Origin of the sequence: Azospirillum sp. B4, assembly GCF_000333275.1 — a bacterium.
Taxonomy (GTDB): Bacteria; Pseudomonadota; Alphaproteobacteria; order Azospirillales; family Azospirillaceae; genus Nitrospirillum.
This window is the reverse complement of the sequence record NZ_BACU01000710.1, coordinates 1-19,588: the sequence shown is the minus strand read 5'-3', so window position 1 is coordinate 19,588 and position 19,588 is coordinate 1. Positions and strand designations below refer to the sequence as shown.

The window sequence follows — 19,588 nt, the reverse complement described above, 5'->3', positions numbered from 1 at the left end:
CGCTATCGTCGTCATCCACATCGCCGGTGGCGAACATGCCGGCGTTGTTGACCAGGATGTCCAGGCGGCCGAACTGGGCCACCACCATGCGCACCAGGCCCTCCACCTCCAGCGGGTTGCCCTGATCCACCTTGAACGCCGCCGCCCGCCGTCCCTGGGACCGCACGTCCTGCGCCACGGCATCGGCCAGGGTGGCGGAGGCCAGATAGCTGATGGCCACGTCCGCTCCCGCGCCCGCCAGGGCTTTCGCCGTCGCCGCGCCGATACCGCGCGAGCCGCCGGTGACCAGGGCCACCTTGCCCGCCAATTTCTTCGTCATGCCTGTCGTTTCCAAGGGTTCAGCGGCCGTGTCAGTGGCCCTTTTGAGGGCAGGGTGCCGCTGTTCGGCCGGGGCCGCTTGTACGATTCAGGCCCTAATTTGAAACGGCATGCGATATCGCGCCGCGCCCCCGCTGGTTTTCCGACGGCCTCGGGCGCTAAGCTGCCGCCTGCGCGGCCATGGACTACAGGGGGATGCATGCGTGTGGCGATGATCGGCCTGGGGGATATCGCCCGCAAGGCCTACCTGCCGGTGCTGGGCGTCCGGCGGGGCATCACGCTGGCCCTGATGTCGCGTGACGCGGCCAAGGTCCGGGCGGTGGCGGCTGATTGGCGGGCGGCCCATGCCTACAGCGATCTGGACGCCCTGCTGCGTGATGGGCTGGACGCCGCCTTCGTCCATGCCGCCACGGCGGCGCATGAGGAATTGGTGACCCGCTTGCTGATGGCCGGCATCCCGACCTATGTGGACAAGCCGCTGGCGGACTCAGCGGCGGCGGCGGAGCGGCTGGTGGCCCTGGCGGACGCGCGGGAGGTCAGCCTGATGGTCGGCTTCAACCGCCGCCATGCCCCGGCCTATGTCGCCCTGGCCGGCGTGCCCCGCGACCTCGTGCTGATGCAAAAGCATCGGGTGGACCTGGCCGACGCGCCGCGCGCGGTGGTGTTCGACGACTTCATCCACGTGGTGGACACCTTGCGCTTCCTGCTGCCGGCGCCGGTGCGCGATGTGCGGGTGGACGCCCGGGTGCGGGACGGCCTGCTGCACCATGTGGTGCTGACCTTGTCGGGCGGAAGCGGGGCTACCGCCTGCACCGCCATCGGCACCATGAACCGTGTCGCCGGGGTGAACGAGGAAGTCGTGGAGGTGTCGGGCCAGGGGCGTGACGGGCAGGCTGTCCGCCACCGCGTCGTTGACCTGTCCGACGTGCACATCGCGGAGGCGGGGGTCCAGACCACCAGCCGGCGGGGCGACTGGACCCCGGTGGCCGACCAGCGTGGCATCCGCCAGGTGGTGGATCATTTCCTGGGCGCGCTGGGCGCCGGCCGCGTCTTAAGCGCCCACGACGCCCTGGAAACCCACCGCCTGTGCGAGGAGGTGGTCGCGCGTATTCAGGCCCTGACACCAGCGGCATGAGATTTTAACTCATCCCGCTCTTAGGGACTAAACAGACGGGTGAGGCTTCACGGTCTGGCGCAGGAAGCTGGCGACGCTGGCCGCCCCCGCGGCGGCGGCGCCCAGCCATAGGGCCAGGACGGCGCCATAGGTCAGATCATGGTTGGCCAGCAGGCCGAAGCAGGCGGCGGTCAGCGCCGCGCCGGCGGACTGCCCCAGCAGCCGCGCGCTGGCGACGATGCCACTGGCCCCGCCGCTGCGGTGCAGGGGCGCGCTGCTCATGATGGCCTTCAAGTTGGGCGACTGGAAGAAGCCGAAGCCGGCGCCGCAAACCCCCAGGCGCCACGCGATATCCAGGCCGGACGGGTTGGCCGGCATCAGCGCCGTCAGCGCCATGCCCAAGGCCAGCATGGCCAGGCCGACGCCGCCCAGTATGCCGGGGGGATAGCGGTCGGACAGTTTGCCGGCGATGGGCGCCATGATGGCCACCACCACCGACCAGGGGGTGATCAGCAATCCCGTCTCCACCGCCGATCGGCCCATGACCGACTGGAACAGGAAGGGCAGGGAGACGAAGGCCAGGCCCTGGGCCACGAAGGTGCATACCGATGTGACGGCCGACAGGGTGAAGACGGGGTTGCGGAACAGATCCACGGCAAGCATGGGGGCCGGATGCCCCCGCTGGCGCCGCAGCAGCAGGACGCCGCAGAGGGCCGCCCCCACCAGTTCCGCCAGCAACTGGGGCCAGGACGCCGCATGCGCCGCCTCCCCCATGCCCAGCACCAGGAGGGAGAACAGGCCGGCGGTCAGTGCCGCCGCCACCAGATCGAAGCGATGGGCCAGGGGCGGAATCGAGGGCAGGGTGACAATGCCCAGGCCCAGCGACAGCAAGCACAGGGGCACGTTCACCAGGAACAGCCAGTGCCAGGTCGCCACCGACAGGATCGAGGAGGCGACGGTGGGCCCGACGGCGAAGGATATGGCGACCGCCAAGGCGTTGCGGCCGAATCCCCGGCCCATGATGCGGGCCGGATAGATGTGGCGGATCAGCGCGATGTTCACGCTCATCAAAGCCGCGGCGCCCAACCCCTGCACCACGCGGGCCAGTTCCAGCAGCGTCAAGGTGGGCGCCAAGCCGCAGGCCAGCGACGATATGGCGAACAGGATCAGACCGGCCAGATAGACCCGTTTCTGCCCCAGAAGGTCGCCAAGTGAGGCCAGGGGCAAAACGGCGGCGGCCATGGCCAACTGATAGGCGTTCACCACCCAGACGCTATCGGCGGCGGTGGCGTTCAGGTCGGCGGCGATGGTGGGCAGGGCCGTGTTGGCGATGGCGGTGTCCAGCGTTGCCATGCCCACGGCGGTCAGGATGGCCGCCATGGCCCAGAAGCGCGGCCGGTCAGGCAGGCCATCGGCCGGGGCCGCTTTCGGGGCATCCATCACGTCTGCGGTCATCGGCCTCTTCCGGGGCGCGGGGGCGCCCTGCCAGGCCCGCCCATTCATCTGGTCGCCACTGGGATAGTCGAAGTCGGGGCCGTCCAGACGTGGTGAAAGCGCTGGCGTGGCATGCTGCTTTGCGGGTGGTGGCTCAAGGGGTGGCGGAGGCCGCCCGGCTCATGGCGAAGACGTAGCGCCTGTCGATCTGGTATTTCACGACGTAACCGATGAGCAGGCCCAGCACAGCGCCCAGATAGCGGAAGCGGCCGGCCGGGGGGATGGCGTCGAAGCCGTATTCCATGCCCCAGAAAATCAAGGTGGTGAACCCACCGCTGAGAGTATAGAGGCTGAAGCGCCGGGCGTGGGCCTTGACGCCGGTGGACCGGTCCTCGAAAATCCAGCGTTTGTCCAGGATATACTTGGTGACCAGGCCAGCACCGGTGCCGACCATCATGGCGCCGGTCAGGGCGAACATGCCCTGGTAAATCAGGGTGGTCAGATGCTGACAGCCCAGATTGACGCCACCGGCGATGAGCGCGAACACCGCGTAGCGGAGCAGGGGGGTAAGTTGCCTCATGGGTCCGCTGATCAGGTTGGTGCCGAAAACGCAATGTCGCATGGAAAAGGTTAAGGACTGATTGGGGGGCGTCTTATCCCCAAGGGAACAGGCGCCCCCCATCCCGTGTCATTTCCCGATGTCGTACGGGGATTCGGCGCCGGCCAGCATCACCTCCACCGCCGCCACGGCGGCCACGGCGTGCCCGACCAGCCGTGGCTGGATCTGGGTGGGGAACACCCCGGGGCCGATAATGCCAACCCCGATGGGCTTCATGAATTCGAGCTGCATGTTGACCAGGGCGTCGCTGACCGATTGGCCCATGACGCGGCCATGCGCGGTTTCACCATGTTCGATGATGCCCAGCACCACCACGGCGTCGACGTCGTCGCGCAGCAGCAGGCGCTTGGTGGCCAGCGGCTTTTCATAAGAGCCCGGCACGCGCACCACCGCCCGCAACTCCATGCCGCGTTCCCGGATGGCGGCGGCGGCGGCGGTCAGCATCGTCTCGCATTCATTCTTGTGGAAGGAGCCGACGACGATGGCGACTCCGCTATTCTTGGACAAAGGCTCTACTCCCGAATTAAGCGCGGCGGCCATTCCGGCTGCCGGCCGCAGTATGGCGGAAAGGGGCCCCTCGGGGAACCCGGCCCGCCATGCAGGTCAACCTTCCGCGTTTTCCCCCGGCGGGCGGCGGAACACCACCACTTTGGTGGTCAGCAACTGCAGCACCTCGCCCCGTTGGTTTCGCGTCTCGCTGCGCATGGTGATCATTCCCCTGTCGGGGCGGGAGCGGGACGGCCTCACCTCCAGGATTTCACAATGGACCTGCAGTGTGTCGCCGGGCCGGGTGGGGGCAGGCCAAGTGATCTCCCCACCCGCGCCAATCACGCCGCCGGCGATAGGCAGGCCGTCCACCATCAGCCGCATGGTGATGGCCGCCGTGTGCCAGCCGCTGGCGGCCAGGCCGCCGAAGAAGCTACGGCCCGCCGCTTCCTCATCCAGATGGAAGGGCTGGGGGTCGAATTGCGCCGCGAACGCCTTGATCTCATCGGCATTCAACGTGTGGCTGCCTGTTACATGACGCTGACCGGGCTGCAGGTCGTCCAGGTACAGCTTGGCAGTGGCAGTGGTTGGCGTGAAGGGCGCCGTTTCTGACATGGGTGGTTTGCTCCCGTCGCAGGGTTCTGGGGTCAAGGGGCCGGATTAGTGACTTGCATAATGAAAGTATATAAGGCCATATAGCGCCACGTCGCTTTCATAATGAAAGTAACATGGGATGGCACGATGCACCACAACAGTCCGCTCAATCCACAGTGCCCCATCGGCCGCAGCCTGGAACGGGTGGGTGAATGGTGGACCATCCATATTTTGCGTGAGGCTTTCCTGGGCGCCACGCGCTTCGACCAGTTCCAGAAGAACCTGGGCATCGCCCCCAACATGTTGACCCGGCGGCTGAACGCCCTGGTGGCCGACGGACTGCTGGAAAAGCGGCCCTACAGCACCCGGCCCTTGCGCCATGAATATGTGCTGACCGCGGCAGGCCTGGATTTCCGCCCCGTGCTGTGGACCATCATGGCCTGGGGCAACAAGCACTTCTCCCCGGAGGGGCTGGCCATTCAGCTGGTGGACAGCGCCACCGGCACCCCGGCCGAGCCGCAATTGATCGACCGCCACAGCGGCCGTCCCCTGACCTGGCCGGCCTTCCGCACCGTGGCCGGCCCCGCCGCCGACGCGCGGACCAAATCCCGCTACCCCGTCTGGCCCGCAACGACGCCGCAACCCACATCCCCGACCGCCGGTTCCGCCGACGCGGCCGACGCCGCCTGAAGGATGCCCCGCCCATGACCACGCAACTGCCCATGACCACGCAACTGTATGAACAGCAGAACGCCGTCGGTACGCCCATCGCCGGTACACCCGGCAGGACACGGCGCCTGGGCCGCACGCTGCTGTTCTCCGCCCTGGGCCTGGGGCTCGGCGTCGCCGCCGCGACCTACGGCTATGATTGGTGGACGGCGGGCCGCTTCATCGAAAGCACGGACGATGCCTATGTTGGCGGCGACGTCACGGTGATCGCGCCCAAGGTGTCGGGCTTCATCGCCAAGGTGGAGGTGACCGACAACCAGATGGTTCATGCCGGCGATCTTTTGCTGAAGCTGGACGACCGGGACTATCGTGCGGCGCTGGCCCGCGCCACCGCCGCCGTCGAGGCGCAGGAGGCGACGCTGGCCAATCTGGACGCCCAGCGCCGCCTGCAGCAGGCCGTCATCAACCAGGCCGCCGCCGGCGTCGGCGCCGCCAAGGCGGAGACGGATCGCGCCAGGTACGACCAGGACCGCTACCGCGCCCTGTCGGCCACGGCGGCGGCCTCCGTCCAGGCCTTCGAGAAGGCGGACGCGGCCTACAAGCAGGCGGTGGCCAATGGCGAAAAGGCCACGGCCACCCTGCAGGCGGCCCAGCGCCAGACCGACGTCATCGACACCCAGAAGCGCCAGGCGGAGGCGGCGCTGGCCGGCGCCATCGCCGACCGCGACACCGCCCAGCTGAACCTCAGCTACACCGAGCTGCGGGCCCCGATCGACGGCACCGTCGGCAACCGCAGCGCCCGGCCCGGCGCCTATGCCACCGTTGGCGCGCAGCTGATCGCCATCGTGCCGGCGCAGGGCCTGTGGGTGGACGCCAACTTCAAGGAAAACCAGATCGCGGGCTTGAAGGCCGGCCAGCCGGTGACGGTGGAGGCCGACGTGCTGCCGGGCCGGGAATTCCATGGCCGTGTGGTCAGCATGGCGCCGGCCACCGGCGCCCAGTTCAGCGTGTTGCCGCCGGAAAACGCCACCGGCAACTTCACCAAGATCGTGCAGCGGGTGCCGGTGCGCATCCTGCTGGATGGTGAGGGCAGCCTGCTGGGCAGCCTGCGCCCCGGCCTGTCGGTGACCGCCGCCATCAATACCAAGGATGGCGCCCCCACCGCCAAGGTGGCCACCGCCGGGACGGCGGCGCCGTGACCGCTACCGTCGCCGGGGGCCCAGGGACGGCGATAGCCGCCCCGGCCCGCAAGGAACTGTCCCCCCGCGCCAAGGTCTTCGCCTTCGCCGTCATGTGCGTGGGCATGTTCATCGCGCTGCTGGACATCCAGATCGTCTCCGCCTCCTTGCGCGACATCGGTGGCGGGCTGTCGGCCGGCACGGATGAGACCGCCTGGGTCCAGACCAGCTATCTGATCGCGGAGATCATTGTCATCCCGCTGTCCGGCTGGCTGGCCCGGGTGATGTCCACCCGCTGGCTGTTCGCCGTTTCCGCCGCCGGATTTACCCTGACCAGCCTGCTGTGCGGCTGGGCCTGGGATATCCAGAGCATGATCGCTTTCCGGGCGCTGCAGGGATTCCTGGGCGGATCCATGATCCCCATGGTCTTCACCTCCGCCTTCGCCTTCTTCGCCGGCCCCCGGGTGGTGGTGGCCGCCGCCACGGTGGGCGCCTTGTCCTCGCTGGCGCCCACGCTGGGCCCCACCGTGGGCGGCTGGATCACCGACCATTACTCCTGGCACTGGCTGTTCTTCATCAACCTGGTGCCGGGCCTGTTCGTCACCATCGTCGTGCCCCTGCTGGTGCGCATCGACGAGCCTGACTGGTCGCTGGTGAAGGGGGCGGACTATCCCGGCATGCTGCTGATGGCCATCTTCCTGGGCTGCCTGGAATACACGCTGGAGGAGGGGCCGCGCTGGGACTGGTTTGGCGACGACACCATTCGCCTGACGGCCTGGATCTCCGGCCTGGCCGGCATCGCCTTCGTCTGGCGCAGCCTGACCTACGCCAATCCGGTGGTGGATCTGCGCGCCTTGAAAAGCCGCAACTTCGCCCTGGGCTGCCTGTTCTCCTTCATCACCGGCATCGGCATCTTCGCCACCATCTACCTGACGCCCCTGTTCCTGGGCCGGGTGCGGGGCTTCAGCGCGCTGGACATCGGCCTGACCGTGTTTTCCACCGGCCTGTTCCAGGTCAGCGCCATTCCCCTCTACACCATCCTGGCCAAGCGGGTGGACCTGCGCTGGCTGATGATGGTCGGTCTGACCGGCTTCACCCTCAGCATGTGGAACTTCACCCCCATCACCCATGACTGGGGCTGGCGGGAACTGCTGATCCCCCAGGCCTTCCGGGGCTTCTCCCAGCAGTTCGCGGTGGCGCCCATCGTCACGCTGACCCTGGGCGGCCTGGCCCCGTCGCGGCTGAAGCAGGCGTCGGGCCTGTTCAACCTGATGCGCAACCTGGGCGGCGCCATCGGCATCGCTGTCTGCGGCACCATCCTGAACGACCGCACCAACCTGCACTTCCTGCGTATGGCCGAACACCTGACGCCGGCCAGCGACCCCATGCGCGCCCTGGTGGCCAAGGTCGAGGCGGCGGACGTCGCCACGCTGGGCGGTGACGCGGTGCGGGGGCAGGGGGCAGCGCTGAAGCAGCTATGGTCCCTGGCCTATCGGGAGGCGCAGACCATGGCCTATGCCGACGCCTTCCTGGTCATCATGGTGTGTTTCGTGGTGGCCACGCTGCTGGTGCCGGCCATGCGCAAGGTGGCGCCGCCCAGGGGGCCATCCGCCGACGCGCATTGATTGGGCGAAGGTTCCCTCACCCGGCCTGGTTGCTTGCCTCCACCAGGGTGGGCAGGGACAGCCCCAGCCGCGCGGCCAGGCCGGCGCCGTAAGCCGGGTCGGTGCGGCCGAAGTGGGCCAACTGGCGCTGTTGCAGGGCCGGGGGCAACCCCCGCATGGAGGCGGCGACGTCATCCATCAGGATGGCGCGCTGCGCCGGGCTCAGCAGCCGGAACAAGGCGTTCATGTTGGCCATGGTGCGTGCTCCCTCATCAGGCTGGAGGACCGTTGCTCCAGCGGGGGTGCCCGGGGCGTTCCCCGGGGTGTTGACGGCGGTGGGCAGGAATGGCTGGGCCATGCGACCCGGAACGGATTCGACCCGGCCGCAGGTGAGGCAGAACAGGGCAGGATAGCGTGCCATAGGGATCACCCTCCTCAAGGCCGGGCCCGGACCCGGTTCAACCACGGTCAGAATGATCGCCGCCGCCATCCATGGCTTGTACGGCCAGGCGAGTTTTTGTCCGTCTGTGTGGCGTCAATCAGTAGCGGCGGCCGGCGGCGTTGGACAGATCCGCTTACAGTGAGAGGGTCAGGGCCGCCTGGATCTGGACCGCCTGGATCTGGACCGCCGGGTTTTGGGCCGCCTGGGCCTGGCGGGTGTAATGGACGATGTCGTGGGCGGGCATGGGCCGGGCGTAGACATAGCCCTGGATGTGACTCACCCCCAGCTGGCCCAGGCGGTCGCGCGTCTCACTATCCTCCACCCCCTCGGCGACCAGGGCCAGGCCCAGGTCGCGGGCGATGGCCACGCTGGCGCGCACGATGGCGTCGGCCCGCGGGTCCTCCCGCATGCGGCGGATGAAGCTCTGGTCCAGCTTGATGCCGGTGAAGGGGATGCGGTGCAGCACGCTGAGCGAGGCGTAGCCGGTGCCGAAGTCGTCCAGGTACACGGCCATGCCGGCTTGGCGCAGGGTGGCCACCGCCCGGTCCACCACATCGAAATGGACGATGGATTGGGTCTCCGTCAGTTCCACCCGGATGGCGCCGTGGGGCACGCCGTGCCGGTCGCACAGGGCGATCAGATGCTCCACCAGGTCGCTGGCCTCCAGGTCCTCCACCGACAGGTTGATGGAAATGGGGATGTCCAGGTCATGCTCCCGCCAGGCGGCGGCGGTACGCACCGCATGCTCGACGATGCCTTTGGTCAGCAGCCGGATCAGGCCGGCGCGTTCCGCCAGGCCGATGAACTGGCTGGGCGGCAGGATGGTGCCATCCGCCTTGATCCAACGGGCCAGCGCCTCCACCGCCACCACCTGGCCGGTATCGGCGTCCACCACCGGCTGGAAGTGCGGCTGGATCTCCCCCCGGGCCAGGGCTTGGGGCAGGGTGCGCAGGATGCGCCGCTCCTCCGTTGAGAAGCGCGCGTGGGGAACCATGTCCCAGATGCGGCGGGCCAGGTGGACGGTCAGTCCAGCGATGGCGACCAGCGCCAGCAGGCTCAGCATCTCCCCCCGCGCCATGCTCAGGCCCGTCAACTCAGCCACCACGTCGCGCAGCCCGTCCCAGGTCAGGATCGCCAGCAGCAGGACCAGCACGCCACCGCCGGCCAGCAGGTTCAACAGGCCGCTGTCGCGCCGGTGGGGGGAAAGCAGGGGCAGGATCATCGGGAGCTCATCATCGGGAACTCATGGGCCGGGCGGGGGTGCCGCGCAGCATGCGTGAAATGATGAAATCGCGCTGTGATGGCCATCGCCGATACCCCGTCCCACCCCCGAAAGTGATGGGGTGATCCTGGGGGTTCGACCCCGCCTTGTGACCCCCTACCTAGGTTTGGGGACACGGGGGTCTGGGATGCGGGGTCTGGGGTGGCCGGCTGTCATCATCCTGAGATGGGCTTGGACTATGGTCCCGCCGTTTTGGTGGCCGACCAGCCGTCCGTCAGGGTGCCCAGAAAGGCGATGATGTCGTGAATGTCGCGTTCGTTCAGCGCTGGCGCCTCGCCCGGCCGCCGGCCGAAGGGCGGTTCCATGTTGATCGCCGCCTGGTGCGCGGCTGGCAGGTCGTCGAACTTCAGGACGCCGCCCTTGCCGTCGCGCGGGTACCACTTGCCCGGGTCGCTGTCGCGTTCCGCATAGAATTCCATCACCTGCTCCAGGGTGTGGAAGGCGCCGTTGTGCATGAACACCTGGCGCAGGGCCACGTTGCGCAGCGTGGGGGTGCGGAAGCGGCCGCAATAATCGGGCTGGCCGGTGAAGTCGGTGCGCAGCGGGCCGCACAGCCCCTCGTCGAAATAGGCCGGGTCGGCGTTGGCCGGGATGTCGCGGTTGCGCGGCACGCCGATGGCGATCAAGCCATAGTCGGTGAAGTGCGGCGGCGTGCCGTCGTTGCCCCGCCGGCTGATGTGGCAGCTGGCGCAGTTGCCCCGCGCCGGATCCTCGAACGCCGCCAGCCCGCGCGCCTCTTCGTCCGTCAGCGTGGCCTTGCCCGCCAGATAGGCGTCATACTTGGAGGTGTAAGGGTGGAAGGTGGGGCCGTCCTGCTGGAAGGCGTCCAGCGCCCGCAGGGCCAGGTCCAGCACGTCGGCTTGCCCGCCCGCCACCGCCGCCCGCAGCTGCGCGCCGTAGCCGGCCCGCTCCAGCCGTGCCCCCAGGTCGGCGGCGCTGGCGTTGCCCATCTCGAACGGGCTGAACAGGGGGACGCGCGCCTGCTCCCGCTGGCCGTCCACCCGGCCGTCCCAGGTCAGCCCACCGGTGGGGCCGTTGTCGATGCTCTCATCCCCCTCATCCTCCGGCGTCCGGTAATGCTCGGTGAAGGCGGGCACGTCCTGCAGGTATTTCAGCGAGGGCACGGCGCGCAGGCCCGGCGTAACGCCGTCCGCCCCGCCCAGGCGCACCGCCGCCCCGTCCGGCGGGCCGAAGGCGTGCGCCGGGTCATGGCAGCTGGCGCAGGCGAGAGTGCCACTGGCCGACAGGCGGGGGTCGAAGAACAGGCGCCGGCCCACCTCGGCCAAGGCTGCGGCCTGGCGCCGCACCTCCGCCCGGCCCAGGCCCTGGGCGCGGGCCGCGTTGGGCGCCGCGAGCATGGCTGCGACCGCGAGGAAAAGGATCGCCGCCCGCAAGGGCGCGCGTGGGGAAGGGATGCGTTTTGGGGCGTCTGCGTATAAGACCTTCAGCAAAGACACGACGATGAAGAAGGGGACCATCATGGCATTGGGCTTGGGCATGGCACGGGGCGGAAGCTTGCGTCGGGGTGTGGCCGCGGTGGCGTTGGCCGCCGGCATCATGGCAGGGTTCGGTGACCGGGCGATGGCGGCGGATGCCGCCGCCATCGGTCATGACGCCAATGGTCATGACGCCAATCTGGCCAAGATCAAGACCGTGGTGGTGATTTACGCGGAAAACCGCGGTTTCGACAACCTGTACGGCACTTTCCCCGGCGCCAACGGCATCGCCAACGCCCCGCCGGCCAGCCTGGCGCAGGTGGATCGCGACGGCAGCGTGCTGAAGGAACTGCCGCCGATCTGGAAGGGGCTGACCGCGCGCGGTGTCACACCGGAGGTTACGCAGGCCCAGACGGAGCATCTGCCCAACCAGCCCTTCGCCATCGACGATCCCAAGGGCTTCAACCAGGGCCAGGGCGTCATCACCCGCGACCTGGTGCACCGGTTCTATGAGAACCAGATGCAGATCGACGGCGGCAAGAACGACCGCTTCGTGGCCTACGCCGACAGCGGCGCCCTGGTCATGGGCCACTACGACGGCTCGTCACAGGCGATGTGGACGCTGGCGCGGCAATACACGCTGGCGGACAACTTCTTCATGGGCGGCTTCGGCGGTTCCTTCTTCAACCACATCGTCCTGATCTGCGCCTGCGCGCCCTATTATCCCCATGCCGACCAGGGGCCGGCGAAGGAGCAGATCTCGGTGGTCAACCCGGATCGTGTCAGCCTGACGCTGGCGGCCAATTCGCCCAAGTCTGCCCTGGAAGGCCCGCCGAAGTTCGTGAACAGCGGCAACCTCACGCCCGACTTCTACGCCGTGAACACCATGCAGCCGCCCTATCAGCCCAGCGGCAACAAGCCGGCGCCGGGTGGCGACGCGGCACTGGCGGACCCGGCCAACCCCACCACCCTGCCGCCGCAGACCATGCCCAACATCGGCGACCTGCTGAGCGCGAAGCAGGTCGGCTGGGCCTGGTACGGCGGTGCCTGGCAGGAGACGCTGGACCATGGCAACGCTTCGCCCGTGCCCAACTTCCAGTACCACCACCAGCCCTTCAACTACTTCGCCACCACCGCCCCCGGCACCCAGGCGCGGAAGGAGCACCTGCGCGACGGTGGTCTGGAGGGCAAGGCCTTCATCAAGGACATCGACGCCGGCAAGCTGCCCGCCGTCACCTTCTACAAGCCGCAGGGCAACCTGACCCAGCATTCCGGCTATGCCGACGTGGCGTCGGGCGACGCCCACATCGCCGACATCGTCAAGCACCTGCAGGCCTCCCCGCAGTGGAAGAACATGCTGGTGGTCGTGACCTATGACGAGAACGGCGGCTATTGGGACCATGTGGCCCCGCCCAAGGCCGACCGCTGGGGCCCTGGCACCCGCATCCCGGCCATCATCATCTCGCCCTACGCCAAGAAGGGCTACGTCGACCACACCTTCTACGACACCACCTCCATCCTGCGCTTCATCACCCGCCGCTTCGACCTGCCCAAGCTGGAGGCATCAAGCAGCGCGACGCGGCCTTGGCCGCCAACGGCAGCCCGGCCCTGGGTGACCTGACGGGCGCGCTCGATTTCACCCAAAAGTAAGCGGGCGGGACAGTTCAGGTTTGAGCGGAACGGGCACCGGCGATGGTGCCCGTTTTCGTTTGATGGGAGCGCGGGAAAGTTGCGCTTGTGCTAAGAACAAATCAAGAACATTATCCATACCGGATCACGACAACCGGAAGGGGAAGGTGGCATGGCGGCGTTGGCGCAACGATGGTTCACTGTGTCAACTCAGCCGAGCGCGCGTGGCCTCTCTTGCAATGACAACGGGGTGAGCCTGGCGGCCATCCCACTGCTCCGGCACACGGCGGCAGGCTTTGAGCCCCAGCCGGCTGCCGTTCTGCGATCCGTCATCACTGCGGCTTATGGTGTATCTGCCCCTGATGTGGCGCCGCTGACTAGCCGGCTGAGGGCCGTAGCGCGTGCGTTGAATGACCAGGATGGCGCGCGTGCCAGGATCGCTGCGGTGCATCTGGCCCTGCCCGAGGTTGATGACGCGGGTCTCGGCCGTTTGTCCGATACCCATGTGGACTTGGCCAAATACGATCCGGCTGAACCCAGGGATTGGCACGGCCGCTGGACACGCGATGGAAATGAAGCGGACGCCATGCGGCCGGATGCTCTGTCTTTCGCGGCCTGGCTTGCCGGCAATGAAGACTTCGACAACGACCCAGAGGAGTCCCTTTGGGATATCGATTATCCCGGCACTTTTCACGATAAGGTCGTGAAGGAACAGGCGCTGCTGTTACGGAGCAGGGGGGCGATCGTCATTACCGAAGTCCGGATCCTCGGCGTAAACGGGTAGGTTACCCGGGCGGATATACTGGCCTTGTTTCCGGGGCACCAATTCCCCACGCTGATTGAAGTGAAGACAGGACTTCGCCCGCCCTATACCTATCGCCAAAAGCGGGTGTATCCGCTGGTCCAACTCGGGGAGCATGTCACGTCATTCGACAAACGTGTGCGGGATCTAGGCCTTCAGCCGGGCATGCCTTTCCCGGCGCTGAGCGTCATGTGCATGTACCAAAAGGATGCGAACAGCTGGCCTCATTATAAGTAATTCTCGCCAGGCTCCAATCCTTGGGATGAATTGTTTCAATGATAGCAATAGGGAGATAAATGATGAGTTCGTCGGACAGCGCAGAGAATGGAGAACGTGTTTGGACAGCCGATGAAATTCTTCTATCCATGCTGGGTGACATGATCGTCTCTGGCGATTTTGCTAGGGAATATGCAGATTTACTGATTAAACACCGACACGGTGAGGATGAGGCAGCGCGGTTTCGTCCATGGACTGCGGAGGATAAGGGGAAAAATTGGGTGGTGACCAGCAGCGTCGCCCCCGATGAAAGCGAGGGTGGAGCACCATCGGTCTATCGCGTTACCATCGCGAAGCAAGACGGACGTATAATTATGTATAAGCAGGAGGTAAAGTTGCCAATACCTGATGATATCGCAAAGATCATTAACAATGCCGAGAAGAAAAAATAGAGTCAAAACGCGTACTTCATCGTCAGACTCAACACCGGATACCAGCTGTAGTCCTTCACGTCGTCACGCAGTTCCTGGCGTTCGGCGTCCAGCCGGCTTTCGAAGTCGGGGGTGGTGGTGACGGGGCCGGAGGCGGCGAGGGAGACCTTGGGCGTGCCGTGGTACATGGCGCCCAGGTCGACGCCGAAGCGCCAGTGGTCGGCCACGGCCCCCTCATAGCCCACGCCGACGTAAGGGGCCAGGCGGTTGAAGGCGATCTTGCCGTTCAGGCTGCCCACCTCGCTGGCGGTGTAGGTCATGCCTTGGATGGTGTAGGTGGCGTTCCGCGGGGTGCCCCTCAGGTCGACCTCGTTCAGGTTCAGGCGCAGGCCGGCGCTCAGGCGCCAGCCGTCGCTGAAGGGATGCAGGTCGGCCAGCAGGCCGAAGGATTCCAGCGTGGCGTCGCCGTCATAGCGCACGTCGCGCACCGTGTGGTTGGCGGAGAAGCTGAAGCCGTTGGCGTTCAGGCGCAGGCCGAAATGATCATCCAGTCGGGCGCCGATCTCGGCACCCAGGCCCAGGGTGCTGACCACCGGGCCGACGCTCAGCAACGGGCCGTCGTCCGGTGCGGCGGTCTGGGCGTGGGCATGCCCGACGGCAAACGTCAGGATGGTGGCGGACAGCGCCAGGGTGGCGGTCAGGACGCGGCGGAGGGTCATCGGCGTCGGCTCCCGTAACGGTGTGAACAAAGTCCCCTGTGGGGCCACGGAAGGGACGGTCATGGGTGCTGGAACGGGAATGAAGGCGTCGGATTTGCGCCGTCATCGCGTGCTTCAACGGGGTAATGCCTCTTTGTGTTCCCGTTGATATTGGCGGATCATTTTCCGGGTGGTGACGCGTCCGGTGCCGGTCGCGGGACGCGGTCTTGACAAGGGCGGACCAAGGGCCTGATCTGGTGCGGTCTTTCGCCCCTTCACCGATCGGATGCGCATGCTGGTCTTGCGGACCCTGCCCTTGGCCCTGCTGGACGGGGCCGCTTATGACCGGCTGTGGTCCGTGCTGGACGCTGGTGAGCAAGCACGGGCCCAGCGCTTCGTTTTCGAGCGCAACCGGCGGGAGTATGTGGCGGCCCACGGCCTGGCGCGTCTGCTGTTGGCGCGACTGCTGGGCCGGGCGCCGGCGGCGCTGTCCTTCACCACCGTCACGCCGCAGGGCAAGCCGGGCTTGGTGGATGCGCCGGCCGGCCTGGACTTCAACCTGTCGCACACCGACGGCTTGGTGGCCTGCGGCGTGACCTTGGCCCCCGGCGTCCGGCTGGGCGTGGATGTGGAGGCCTCGGACCGCCGCATTGGCGCGGACCTGGCGACGGCCATGTTCGCGGCGGAGGAACTGGCCTGGCTGGACGGCCGGCCGGCGGGCCGCGGCGGGCCGGACCTGGTGGCCATCTGGACCTTGAAGGAGGCCTACATCAAGGCGCTGGGCATCGGCCTGTCGCTGCCGACCGACAGCTTCGCCATCCGGCCGGACACGCTGGAACTGTGCCGCCACGATGGCTCCCTGTCGCCGGGGCAGGACTGCCGGCTGTGGGCGCGGGATCTGCCCAGCGGCCACACGCTGGCTGTGGCGACGATCGGCCCGGAAGGCCAGCCCCCCATTGACCTGGTGGTGGAAGAAGGGCTGGCCGGCCTGGGCTGAGGGGGTCAGAACACCTTGGCGACGGTGAACCGGACGGAGCGCGGCTCCAGCGGATGGACATGCCGGTCGCTGACGCCCTCCGCCGGCTCTCCCGGCAGGCGGTCGGTATAGTAGTAGTCGGCCGCGTCATCCTTGCTGTCGAAAACGTTGTACAGGCCGATGCCGAAGCGCAGGCCCCCCGCCAGCGTGTAGTTGGCCGTCAGGTTCCATTCGCTGCTGCCGTCGGCCCGCACGCTGTTGTCCTCGATCAGCGGGTGGGCGCCGAAGTAGCGGTATTCCACCCCGCCCGACCACGGTCCCAGGTCCTTCAGGTATAGGGCGAGGGACCCGATCAGCTTCGGCGCGTCGGGGATGAAATTCCCGGCGGGATCGCTGTCGGTGTAGCGGGCGTGGCTGAAGGCGACGCTGCCGTAGAACTCCAGCCAGTCCCACGGGGCGTAGGTGGTGTTCAGCTCCAGCCCCCGGCGGCGGCTGGGGCGGCCGGCTTCCGTCTGGCCGACGTCGGGATCGTAGGTAAGTTCCGAGACGAAATCGATCTGGAAGGCTGTCAGCGTGGCGGTCAGGTTGGGCAGGATGGTGCTGCGAATGCCCACCTCCTCACCATCCGCCTTGGCCAGCAAGGGGGCACTACCCCCGGCGGCGCCTTTAGGGGTGACGCCGCGCACGTCGTCGCTGTGAAAACCGCGGCCGGCGCTGACATAGACCTCCGTCCCCTGCCACAGGGTGGCGATGGCACTGCCCTTGGGCTGGAACAGGCGGGCGGCGACCACGCCGGCGTTGGTGCCGTGGTCCGTGGCGGTGAGGTAGTCCTCACGCACCCCGACCACGGTGCGCAGCCAGGGCGTCCAGTGGCTGGTCGCCTGGATGTAGGCGCCACCCCCGGCCTCCCGGACGTTGTCGCTGTTCACCATGGCCAAGGGGACGCGGGCCCTGGTCGCCTGCAGGTCCACGTGCACGTCATCGAACCGGGTATCCAGGCCGGTGACGATCTCATGCTCCAGACCCAGCAGGCGCAAGGGGCGGCTGTAGCTGACGGCGCCGCCCGCCACCATGCGGTTCTCATCCTGGGCGTGCTGGTCGCCGTCCACGGGATTGTCCAGGAAGTGGGTGAAGTTGTTCCACAGGGTCAGCTGGTTGTTGATGACATAGGCGTTGGCGGTGACCTCGCCGCCGGCCAGCCAGCCCTTTTCCACCGGGGTGGCGTAGGTGCCGGACAGGCTCATGCGCCGGGCCTGGCCGCCGTCCGTGGGGTCCAGGGTGCCGTAGCGGCCGATCAGGCCTTCCGTGATGGCGCGCGCCGGCTGGTCGTTGGTGGCGCGCCACAGGGCCCTGTAGTACATGGCCATGACCGTGAAGCCGTCCTGGCGGTCGCCCTGGGCGTAGCGCAGCACGGCGTTGCCCTTGCGCAGGTTGTCCGGGTGGTCCCAGGGGCCGTCGTAGTGCGCCAGCTCGCCGGCCGCCAGCAGGTGGCCATTGCCGACATCGGCGCCGCCGGCCGCGAAGGCGCGCTGATAGCCCAGCGTGCCGGCGGTCAGCGCCACCTGATCCTCCAACTGGTCCACATACCCCATCTGCACCGAGCCGACGGCGGCGAAATCCCCCTGGGCGGCGTAATAGGGGCCCTTGGTGTAGCCGATGCCGCTGGCCAGTTCCGGGATGATGAAGTTCAGGTCGGTGTAACCCTGGCCATGGGCGTGGGTGCGCATGTTGACGGGCATGCCGTCCACGCTGGTGGCCATGTCGGTGCCATGGTCCAGGTTGAAGCCGCGCAGCAGGTACTGGTTGGCCTTGCCCTCGCCACTGTGGCTGGTGACCACCAGGCCGGGCACGGTCTCCAGCATCTGGCCCACGCGGTAGGCCGGCAACAGCTCCAGCTCCTCCTTCACCACCACGCCCTGGCTGGAGGTGACGGCGCTGCCGATCAGATCGCGGCGGGCGGCGGTCACCACCACCTCGTCGGCCATGGCGCTGGCACCGCCGGCATCATCGGTGGCGGCAAGAGCCGCCGGGCTGGCCAGCAAGCACAGCGAGGTTGTTATTCCGGAAACAAAACGACTCATGATTTTATTGGCCTCTCGGCAACGTGACACGTCACCACGGGCCAAGAACGACCACTCCCGCACCGGCCTGGATCAACCCCAGTGGACCGGCGGTGGGCATCGTTCCCATTGGTGCACCCCGCCCAATGCGCCCGTGCGTGACCACGGCGTGACGGCAGGTCTCCTGGCTTACGGGTCATGACCCTGAACGCCGCCTTCCCGGTTTCCCAGTGGCGTCGACCCCGGCCCTTGGATGGGGCAGGGGTGGCGTCGGGCTCGCCGCATACAGTTGCGGGGGCAGCCGCGGCTTCGGGTTGGAGTCCCCTACCGCGTTCCCTTTTCATCCCGCCTGTTCGGGGGCGGGAACCGTCGCGCCCTTTCTACAGGGGAATTGCGGGCTGGCGCAAACGCGATCGCGCGGGTGGGGGGTAGCACCCTGTCGCACAAGCTTGGCGGTTGTGTGACAACGCCCCCTCCCAGGCGGGCATGGCAGCAATTCCGGCACCCGCAGGCGATTTCCCTTGTACCTGGGACCGGTAGCATCCACTTATGCGGTCTTAAGGAATGGACGCGTTCGTCCGTCCGTTCCCATGCCGGGCCGTTGGGCCTGGCGGTATCCCCCGGGTGGCGCGTAGCGGTGGCGGCCAAATCGCCCCTGTAGCACCCAGGGCATATTCATCTTCCGACACCACGCCTGCCGGCACGCGCCCGGGCAAGGGCTTGACCGCGATCCGCGGCCGCCAAAGAGAACGGCCGGCGCGTCGCCCTGGGATTCCAAGACATTGACCGCTTTCGACACCCTTTCGCTGCGTCCTGAGATTCAGGCCGCCTTGGCCCAGCTGGGCCATCACACCGCCACCCCCATCCAGTCGCGGGCCATTCCGCATGCGCTGGCGGGCCGCGACATCCTGGGCATCGCCCAGACGGGCACCGGCAAGACCGCCGCCTTCACCCTGCCCATCCTGCAGCGCCTGGGGGCCGCGCCGTCGGCCCTGCCGCTGCGCATGCCCCGCGCCCTGATCCTGACCCCGACGCGTGAGCTGGCGGTGCAGATCGGTGAGAGCATCACCAACTACGGTGCCGGCCTGAAGATCGCCCATACCGTCATCCTGGGCGGCGTCGGCCAGGGCAGCCAGGTGAAGGCGCTGACCGGCGGTGTCGACATCGTCGTCGCCACCCCCGGCCGCCTGCTGGACCTGATGACCCAGGGCCATGTGCGCCTGGACAAGGTCGAGGTGCTGGTGCTGGACGAGGCCGACCGCATGCTGGACATGGGCTTCATCCACAGCCTGAAGAAGATCATGGCCAAGCTGCCGGCCAACCGGCAGACGCTGTTCTTCTCCGCCACCATGCCGGCCGACGTGTCGGAACTGGCGGGCAAGATGCTGCGTGATCCGCTGCGGGTGGAGGTGACGCCCGTCTCCACCACCGCCGAGCGCATCGCGCAGAAGGTCATCTTCGTGCCGTCGGCGGAAAAGCGCCACGTGCTGTTCGACCTGATCCGCGGCGATGCCCGGGCATGCAGCGCACCATCGTCTTCACCCGGACCAAGCATGGCGCCAACCGCGTGACCGCCCAACTGGACCAGGCGGGTATCGGT

General features: G+C 67.5%; 19 protein-coding genes and 1 riboswitch. Of the genes, 9 read left to right on the top strand and 10 right to left on the bottom strand.

Annotation, left to right across the window (positions count from 1 at the left end):
• A partial coding sequence (locus I55_RS32030) for an SDR family NAD(P)-dependent oxidoreductase (protein WP_044564778.1) occupies positions 1-319 on the bottom strand: 319 nt, incomplete at its 3' end.
• Between the two features lie 198 nt (positions 320-517).
• On the opposite strand from I55_RS32030, the gene I55_RS32025 reads away from it, so the two are divergent.
• Positions 518-1,453 carry a Gfo/Idh/MocA family protein gene (locus I55_RS32025; protein WP_044564777.1) on the top strand — a complete coding sequence of 312 codons (936 nt, stop codon included), beginning with the start codon at positions 518-520 and terminating at the stop codon, positions 1,451-1,453.
• Positions 1,454-1,480: 27 nt separating this feature from the next.
• Here the strand turns inward: I55_RS32025 and I55_RS32020 are convergent, their stop codons facing one another.
• The 4 genes from I55_RS32020 to I55_RS32005 form a co-directional block, all read right to left on the bottom strand.
• Entirely contained in the window at positions 1,481-2,887 is a 1,407-nt protein-coding gene (locus I55_RS32020) for an MFS transporter (protein WP_252181394.1), read from the bottom strand.
• A 133-nt stretch (positions 2,888-3,020) separates the two neighbouring features.
• Positions 3,021-3,446, bottom strand: coding sequence for a GtrA family protein (locus I55_RS32015; protein WP_044564785.1), 426 nt, complete (start codon positions 3,444-3,446; stop codon positions 3,021-3,023).
• A gap of 108 nt (positions 3,447-3,554) precedes the next feature.
• Positions 3,555-3,992 carry a 6,7-dimethyl-8-ribityllumazine synthase gene (locus I55_RS32010; RefSeq protein ID WP_049974722.1) on the bottom strand — a complete coding sequence of 146 codons (438 nt, stop codon included), beginning with the start codon at positions 3,990-3,992 and terminating at the stop codon, positions 3,555-3,557.
• A gap of 96 nt (positions 3,993-4,088) precedes the next feature.
• Positions 4,089-4,586 carry a MaoC family dehydratase gene (locus tag I55_RS32005; protein WP_044564775.1) on the bottom strand — a complete coding sequence of 166 codons (498 nt, stop codon included), beginning with the start codon at positions 4,584-4,586 and terminating at the stop codon, positions 4,089-4,091.
• Positions 4,587-4,712: 126 nt separating this feature from the next.
• Here I55_RS32005 and I55_RS32000 point away from each other — a divergent pair, with 126 nt between their 5' ends.
• The 3 genes from I55_RS32000 to I55_RS31990 are packed head-to-tail and all read left to right on the top strand — an operon-like array spanning position 4,713 to position 8,037.
• Positions 4,713-5,255, top strand: a complete 543-nt coding sequence (locus tag I55_RS32000; protein WP_044564774.1) for a helix-turn-helix domain-containing protein — start codon at positions 4,713-4,715, stop codon at positions 5,253-5,255.
• A gap of 14 nt (positions 5,256-5,269) precedes the next feature.
• Complete coding sequence (locus tag I55_RS31995) at positions 5,270-6,433, top strand: HlyD family secretion protein (RefSeq protein WP_199902794.1); 1,164 nt, start codon at positions 5,270-5,272, stop codon at positions 6,431-6,433.
• The gene (locus I55_RS31990; RefSeq protein WP_044564773.1) at positions 6,430-8,037 is read left to right on the top strand and encodes a DHA2 family efflux MFS transporter permease subunit; all 1,608 of its coding nucleotides are present in this window, start codon (positions 6,430-6,432) and stop codon (positions 8,035-8,037) included. The genes I55_RS31995 and I55_RS31990 overlap by 4 nt, the downstream gene beginning before the upstream one ends.
• Positions 8,038-8,053: 16 nt before the next feature.
• Here the strand turns inward: I55_RS31990 and I55_RS35275 are convergent, their stop codons facing one another.
• The 3 genes from I55_RS35275 to I55_RS31975 form a co-directional block, all read right to left on the bottom strand.
• Positions 8,054-8,437 carry a catalase-related domain-containing protein gene (locus I55_RS35275; protein WP_083901612.1) on the bottom strand — a complete coding sequence of 128 codons (384 nt, stop codon included), beginning with the start codon at positions 8,435-8,437 and terminating at the stop codon, positions 8,054-8,056.
• Between the two features lie 154 nt (positions 8,438-8,591).
• A complete protein-coding gene (locus I55_RS31980) occupies positions 8,592-9,680 on the bottom strand; it encodes an EAL domain-containing protein (protein WP_049974721.1) in 1,089 nt (362 codons plus the stop codon).
• Between the two features lie 236 nt (positions 9,681-9,916).
• A complete protein-coding gene (locus tag I55_RS31975) occupies positions 9,917-11,098 on the bottom strand; it encodes a cytochrome-c peroxidase (protein ID WP_085940162.1) in 1,182 nt (393 codons plus the stop codon).
• 121 nt (positions 11,099-11,219) lie between these two features.
• Between I55_RS31975 and I55_RS31970 the strand changes: the two genes are divergently transcribed.
• From I55_RS31970 to I55_RS36635, 3 genes are all read left to right on the top strand, one after another.
• Complete coding sequence (locus I55_RS31970; protein ID WP_307718741.1) at positions 11,220-12,797, top strand: acid phosphatase; 1,578 nt, start codon at positions 11,220-11,222, stop codon at positions 12,795-12,797.
• A 180-nt stretch (positions 12,798-12,977) separates the two neighbouring features.
• Positions 12,978-13,589 carry a hypothetical protein gene (locus I55_RS36640; protein WP_148294091.1) on the top strand — a complete coding sequence of 204 codons (612 nt, stop codon included), beginning with the start codon at positions 12,978-12,980 and terminating at the stop codon, positions 13,587-13,589.
• A 314-nt stretch (positions 13,590-13,903) separates the two neighbouring features.
• Entirely contained in the window at positions 13,904-14,275 is a 372-nt protein-coding gene (locus I55_RS36635; protein ID WP_148294090.1) for an NTF2 fold immunity protein, read from the top strand.
• A 2-nt stretch (positions 14,276-14,277) separates the two neighbouring features.
• Here I55_RS36635 and I55_RS31955 read toward each other — a convergent pair whose 3' ends face one another.
• Positions 14,278-14,973 carry a hypothetical protein gene (locus I55_RS31955; protein ID WP_049974720.1) on the bottom strand — a complete coding sequence of 232 codons (696 nt, stop codon included), beginning with the start codon at positions 14,971-14,973 and terminating at the stop codon, positions 14,278-14,280.
• 271 nt (positions 14,974-15,244) lie between these two features.
• Here I55_RS31955 and I55_RS31950 point away from each other — a divergent pair, with 271 nt between their 5' ends.
• Positions 15,245-15,949 (top strand): 4'-phosphopantetheinyl transferase superfamily protein, encoded by a 705-nt coding sequence (locus I55_RS31950; protein ID WP_159107318.1) that lies wholly within the window; start codon positions 15,245-15,247, stop codon positions 15,947-15,949.
• Between the two features lie 5 nt (positions 15,950-15,954).
• On the opposite strand, the gene I55_RS31945 is transcribed toward I55_RS31950, so the two are convergent.
• Entirely contained in the window at positions 15,955-18,009 is a 2,055-nt protein-coding gene (locus I55_RS31945; protein WP_044564769.1) for a TonB-dependent receptor, read from the bottom strand.
• A gap of 135 nt (positions 18,010-18,144) precedes the next feature.
• Positions 18,145-18,374: riboswitch (cobalamin riboswitch) on the bottom strand.
• Positions 18,375-18,770: 396 nt separating this feature from the next.
• Between I55_RS31945 and I55_RS31940 the strand changes: the two genes are divergently transcribed.
• On the top strand, positions 18,771-19,559 hold the full coding sequence (locus I55_RS31940; RefSeq protein ID WP_049974717.1) for a DEAD/DEAH box helicase: 789 nt from the start codon (positions 18,771-18,773) through the stop codon (positions 19,557-19,559).
• Positions 19,560-19,588 lie beyond the last annotated feature (29 nt).

What these genes read in the sequence shown, in the direction of transcription:
- I55_RS32025 (WP_044564777.1), top strand. Translation starts at nt 518, where the DNA reads ATGCGTGTGGCGATGATCGGCCTGGGGGATATCGCCCGCAAGGCCTAC.
- I55_RS32020 (WP_252181394.1), bottom strand. Translation starts at nt 2,887, where the DNA reads ATGACCGCAGACGTGATGGATGCCCCGAAAGCGGCCCCGGCCGATGGC.
- I55_RS32015 (WP_044564785.1), bottom strand. Translation starts at nt 3,446, where the DNA reads ATGAGGCAACTTACCCCCCTGCTCCGCTACGCGGTGTTCGCGCTCATC.
- I55_RS32005 (WP_044564775.1), bottom strand. Translation starts at nt 4,586, where the DNA reads ATGTCAGAAACGGCGCCCTTCACGCCAACCACTGCCACTGCCAAGCTG.
- I55_RS32000 (WP_044564774.1), top strand. Translation starts at nt 4,713, where the DNA reads ATGCACCACAACAGTCCGCTCAATCCACAGTGCCCCATCGGCCGCAGC.
- I55_RS31995 (WP_199902794.1), top strand. Translation starts at nt 5,270, where the DNA reads ATGACCACGCAACTGCCCATGACCACGCAACTGTATGAACAGCAGAAC.
- I55_RS35275 (WP_083901612.1), bottom strand. Translation starts at nt 8,437, where the DNA reads ATGGCACGCTATCCTGCCCTGTTCTGCCTCACCTGCGGCCGGGTCGAA.
- I55_RS31980 (WP_049974721.1), bottom strand. Translation starts at nt 9,680, where the DNA reads ATGATCCTGCCCCTGCTTTCCCCCCACCGGCGCGACAGCGGCCTGTTG.
- I55_RS31975 (WP_085940162.1), bottom strand. Translation starts at nt 11,098, where the DNA reads ATGCTCGCGGCGCCCAACGCGGCCCGCGCCCAGGGCCTGGGCCGGGCG.
- I55_RS31970 (WP_307718741.1), top strand. Translation starts at nt 11,220, where the DNA reads ATGGCATTGGGCTTGGGCATGGCACGGGGCGGAAGCTTGCGTCGGGGT.
- I55_RS36640 (WP_148294091.1), top strand. Translation starts at nt 12,978, where the DNA reads ATGGCGGCGTTGGCGCAACGATGGTTCACTGTGTCAACTCAGCCGAGC.
- I55_RS36635 (WP_148294090.1), top strand. Translation starts at nt 13,904, where the DNA reads ATGATGAGTTCGTCGGACAGCGCAGAGAATGGAGAACGTGTTTGGACA.
- I55_RS31955 (WP_049974720.1), bottom strand. Translation starts at nt 14,973, where the DNA reads ATGACCCTCCGCCGCGTCCTGACCGCCACCCTGGCGCTGTCCGCCACC.
- I55_RS31950 (WP_159107318.1), top strand. Translation starts at nt 15,245, where the DNA reads ATGCTGGTCTTGCGGACCCTGCCCTTGGCCCTGCTGGACGGGGCCGCT.
- I55_RS31945 (WP_044564769.1), bottom strand. Translation starts at nt 18,009, where the DNA reads ATGAGTCGTTTTGTTTCCGGAATAACAACCTCGCTGTGCTTGCTGGCC.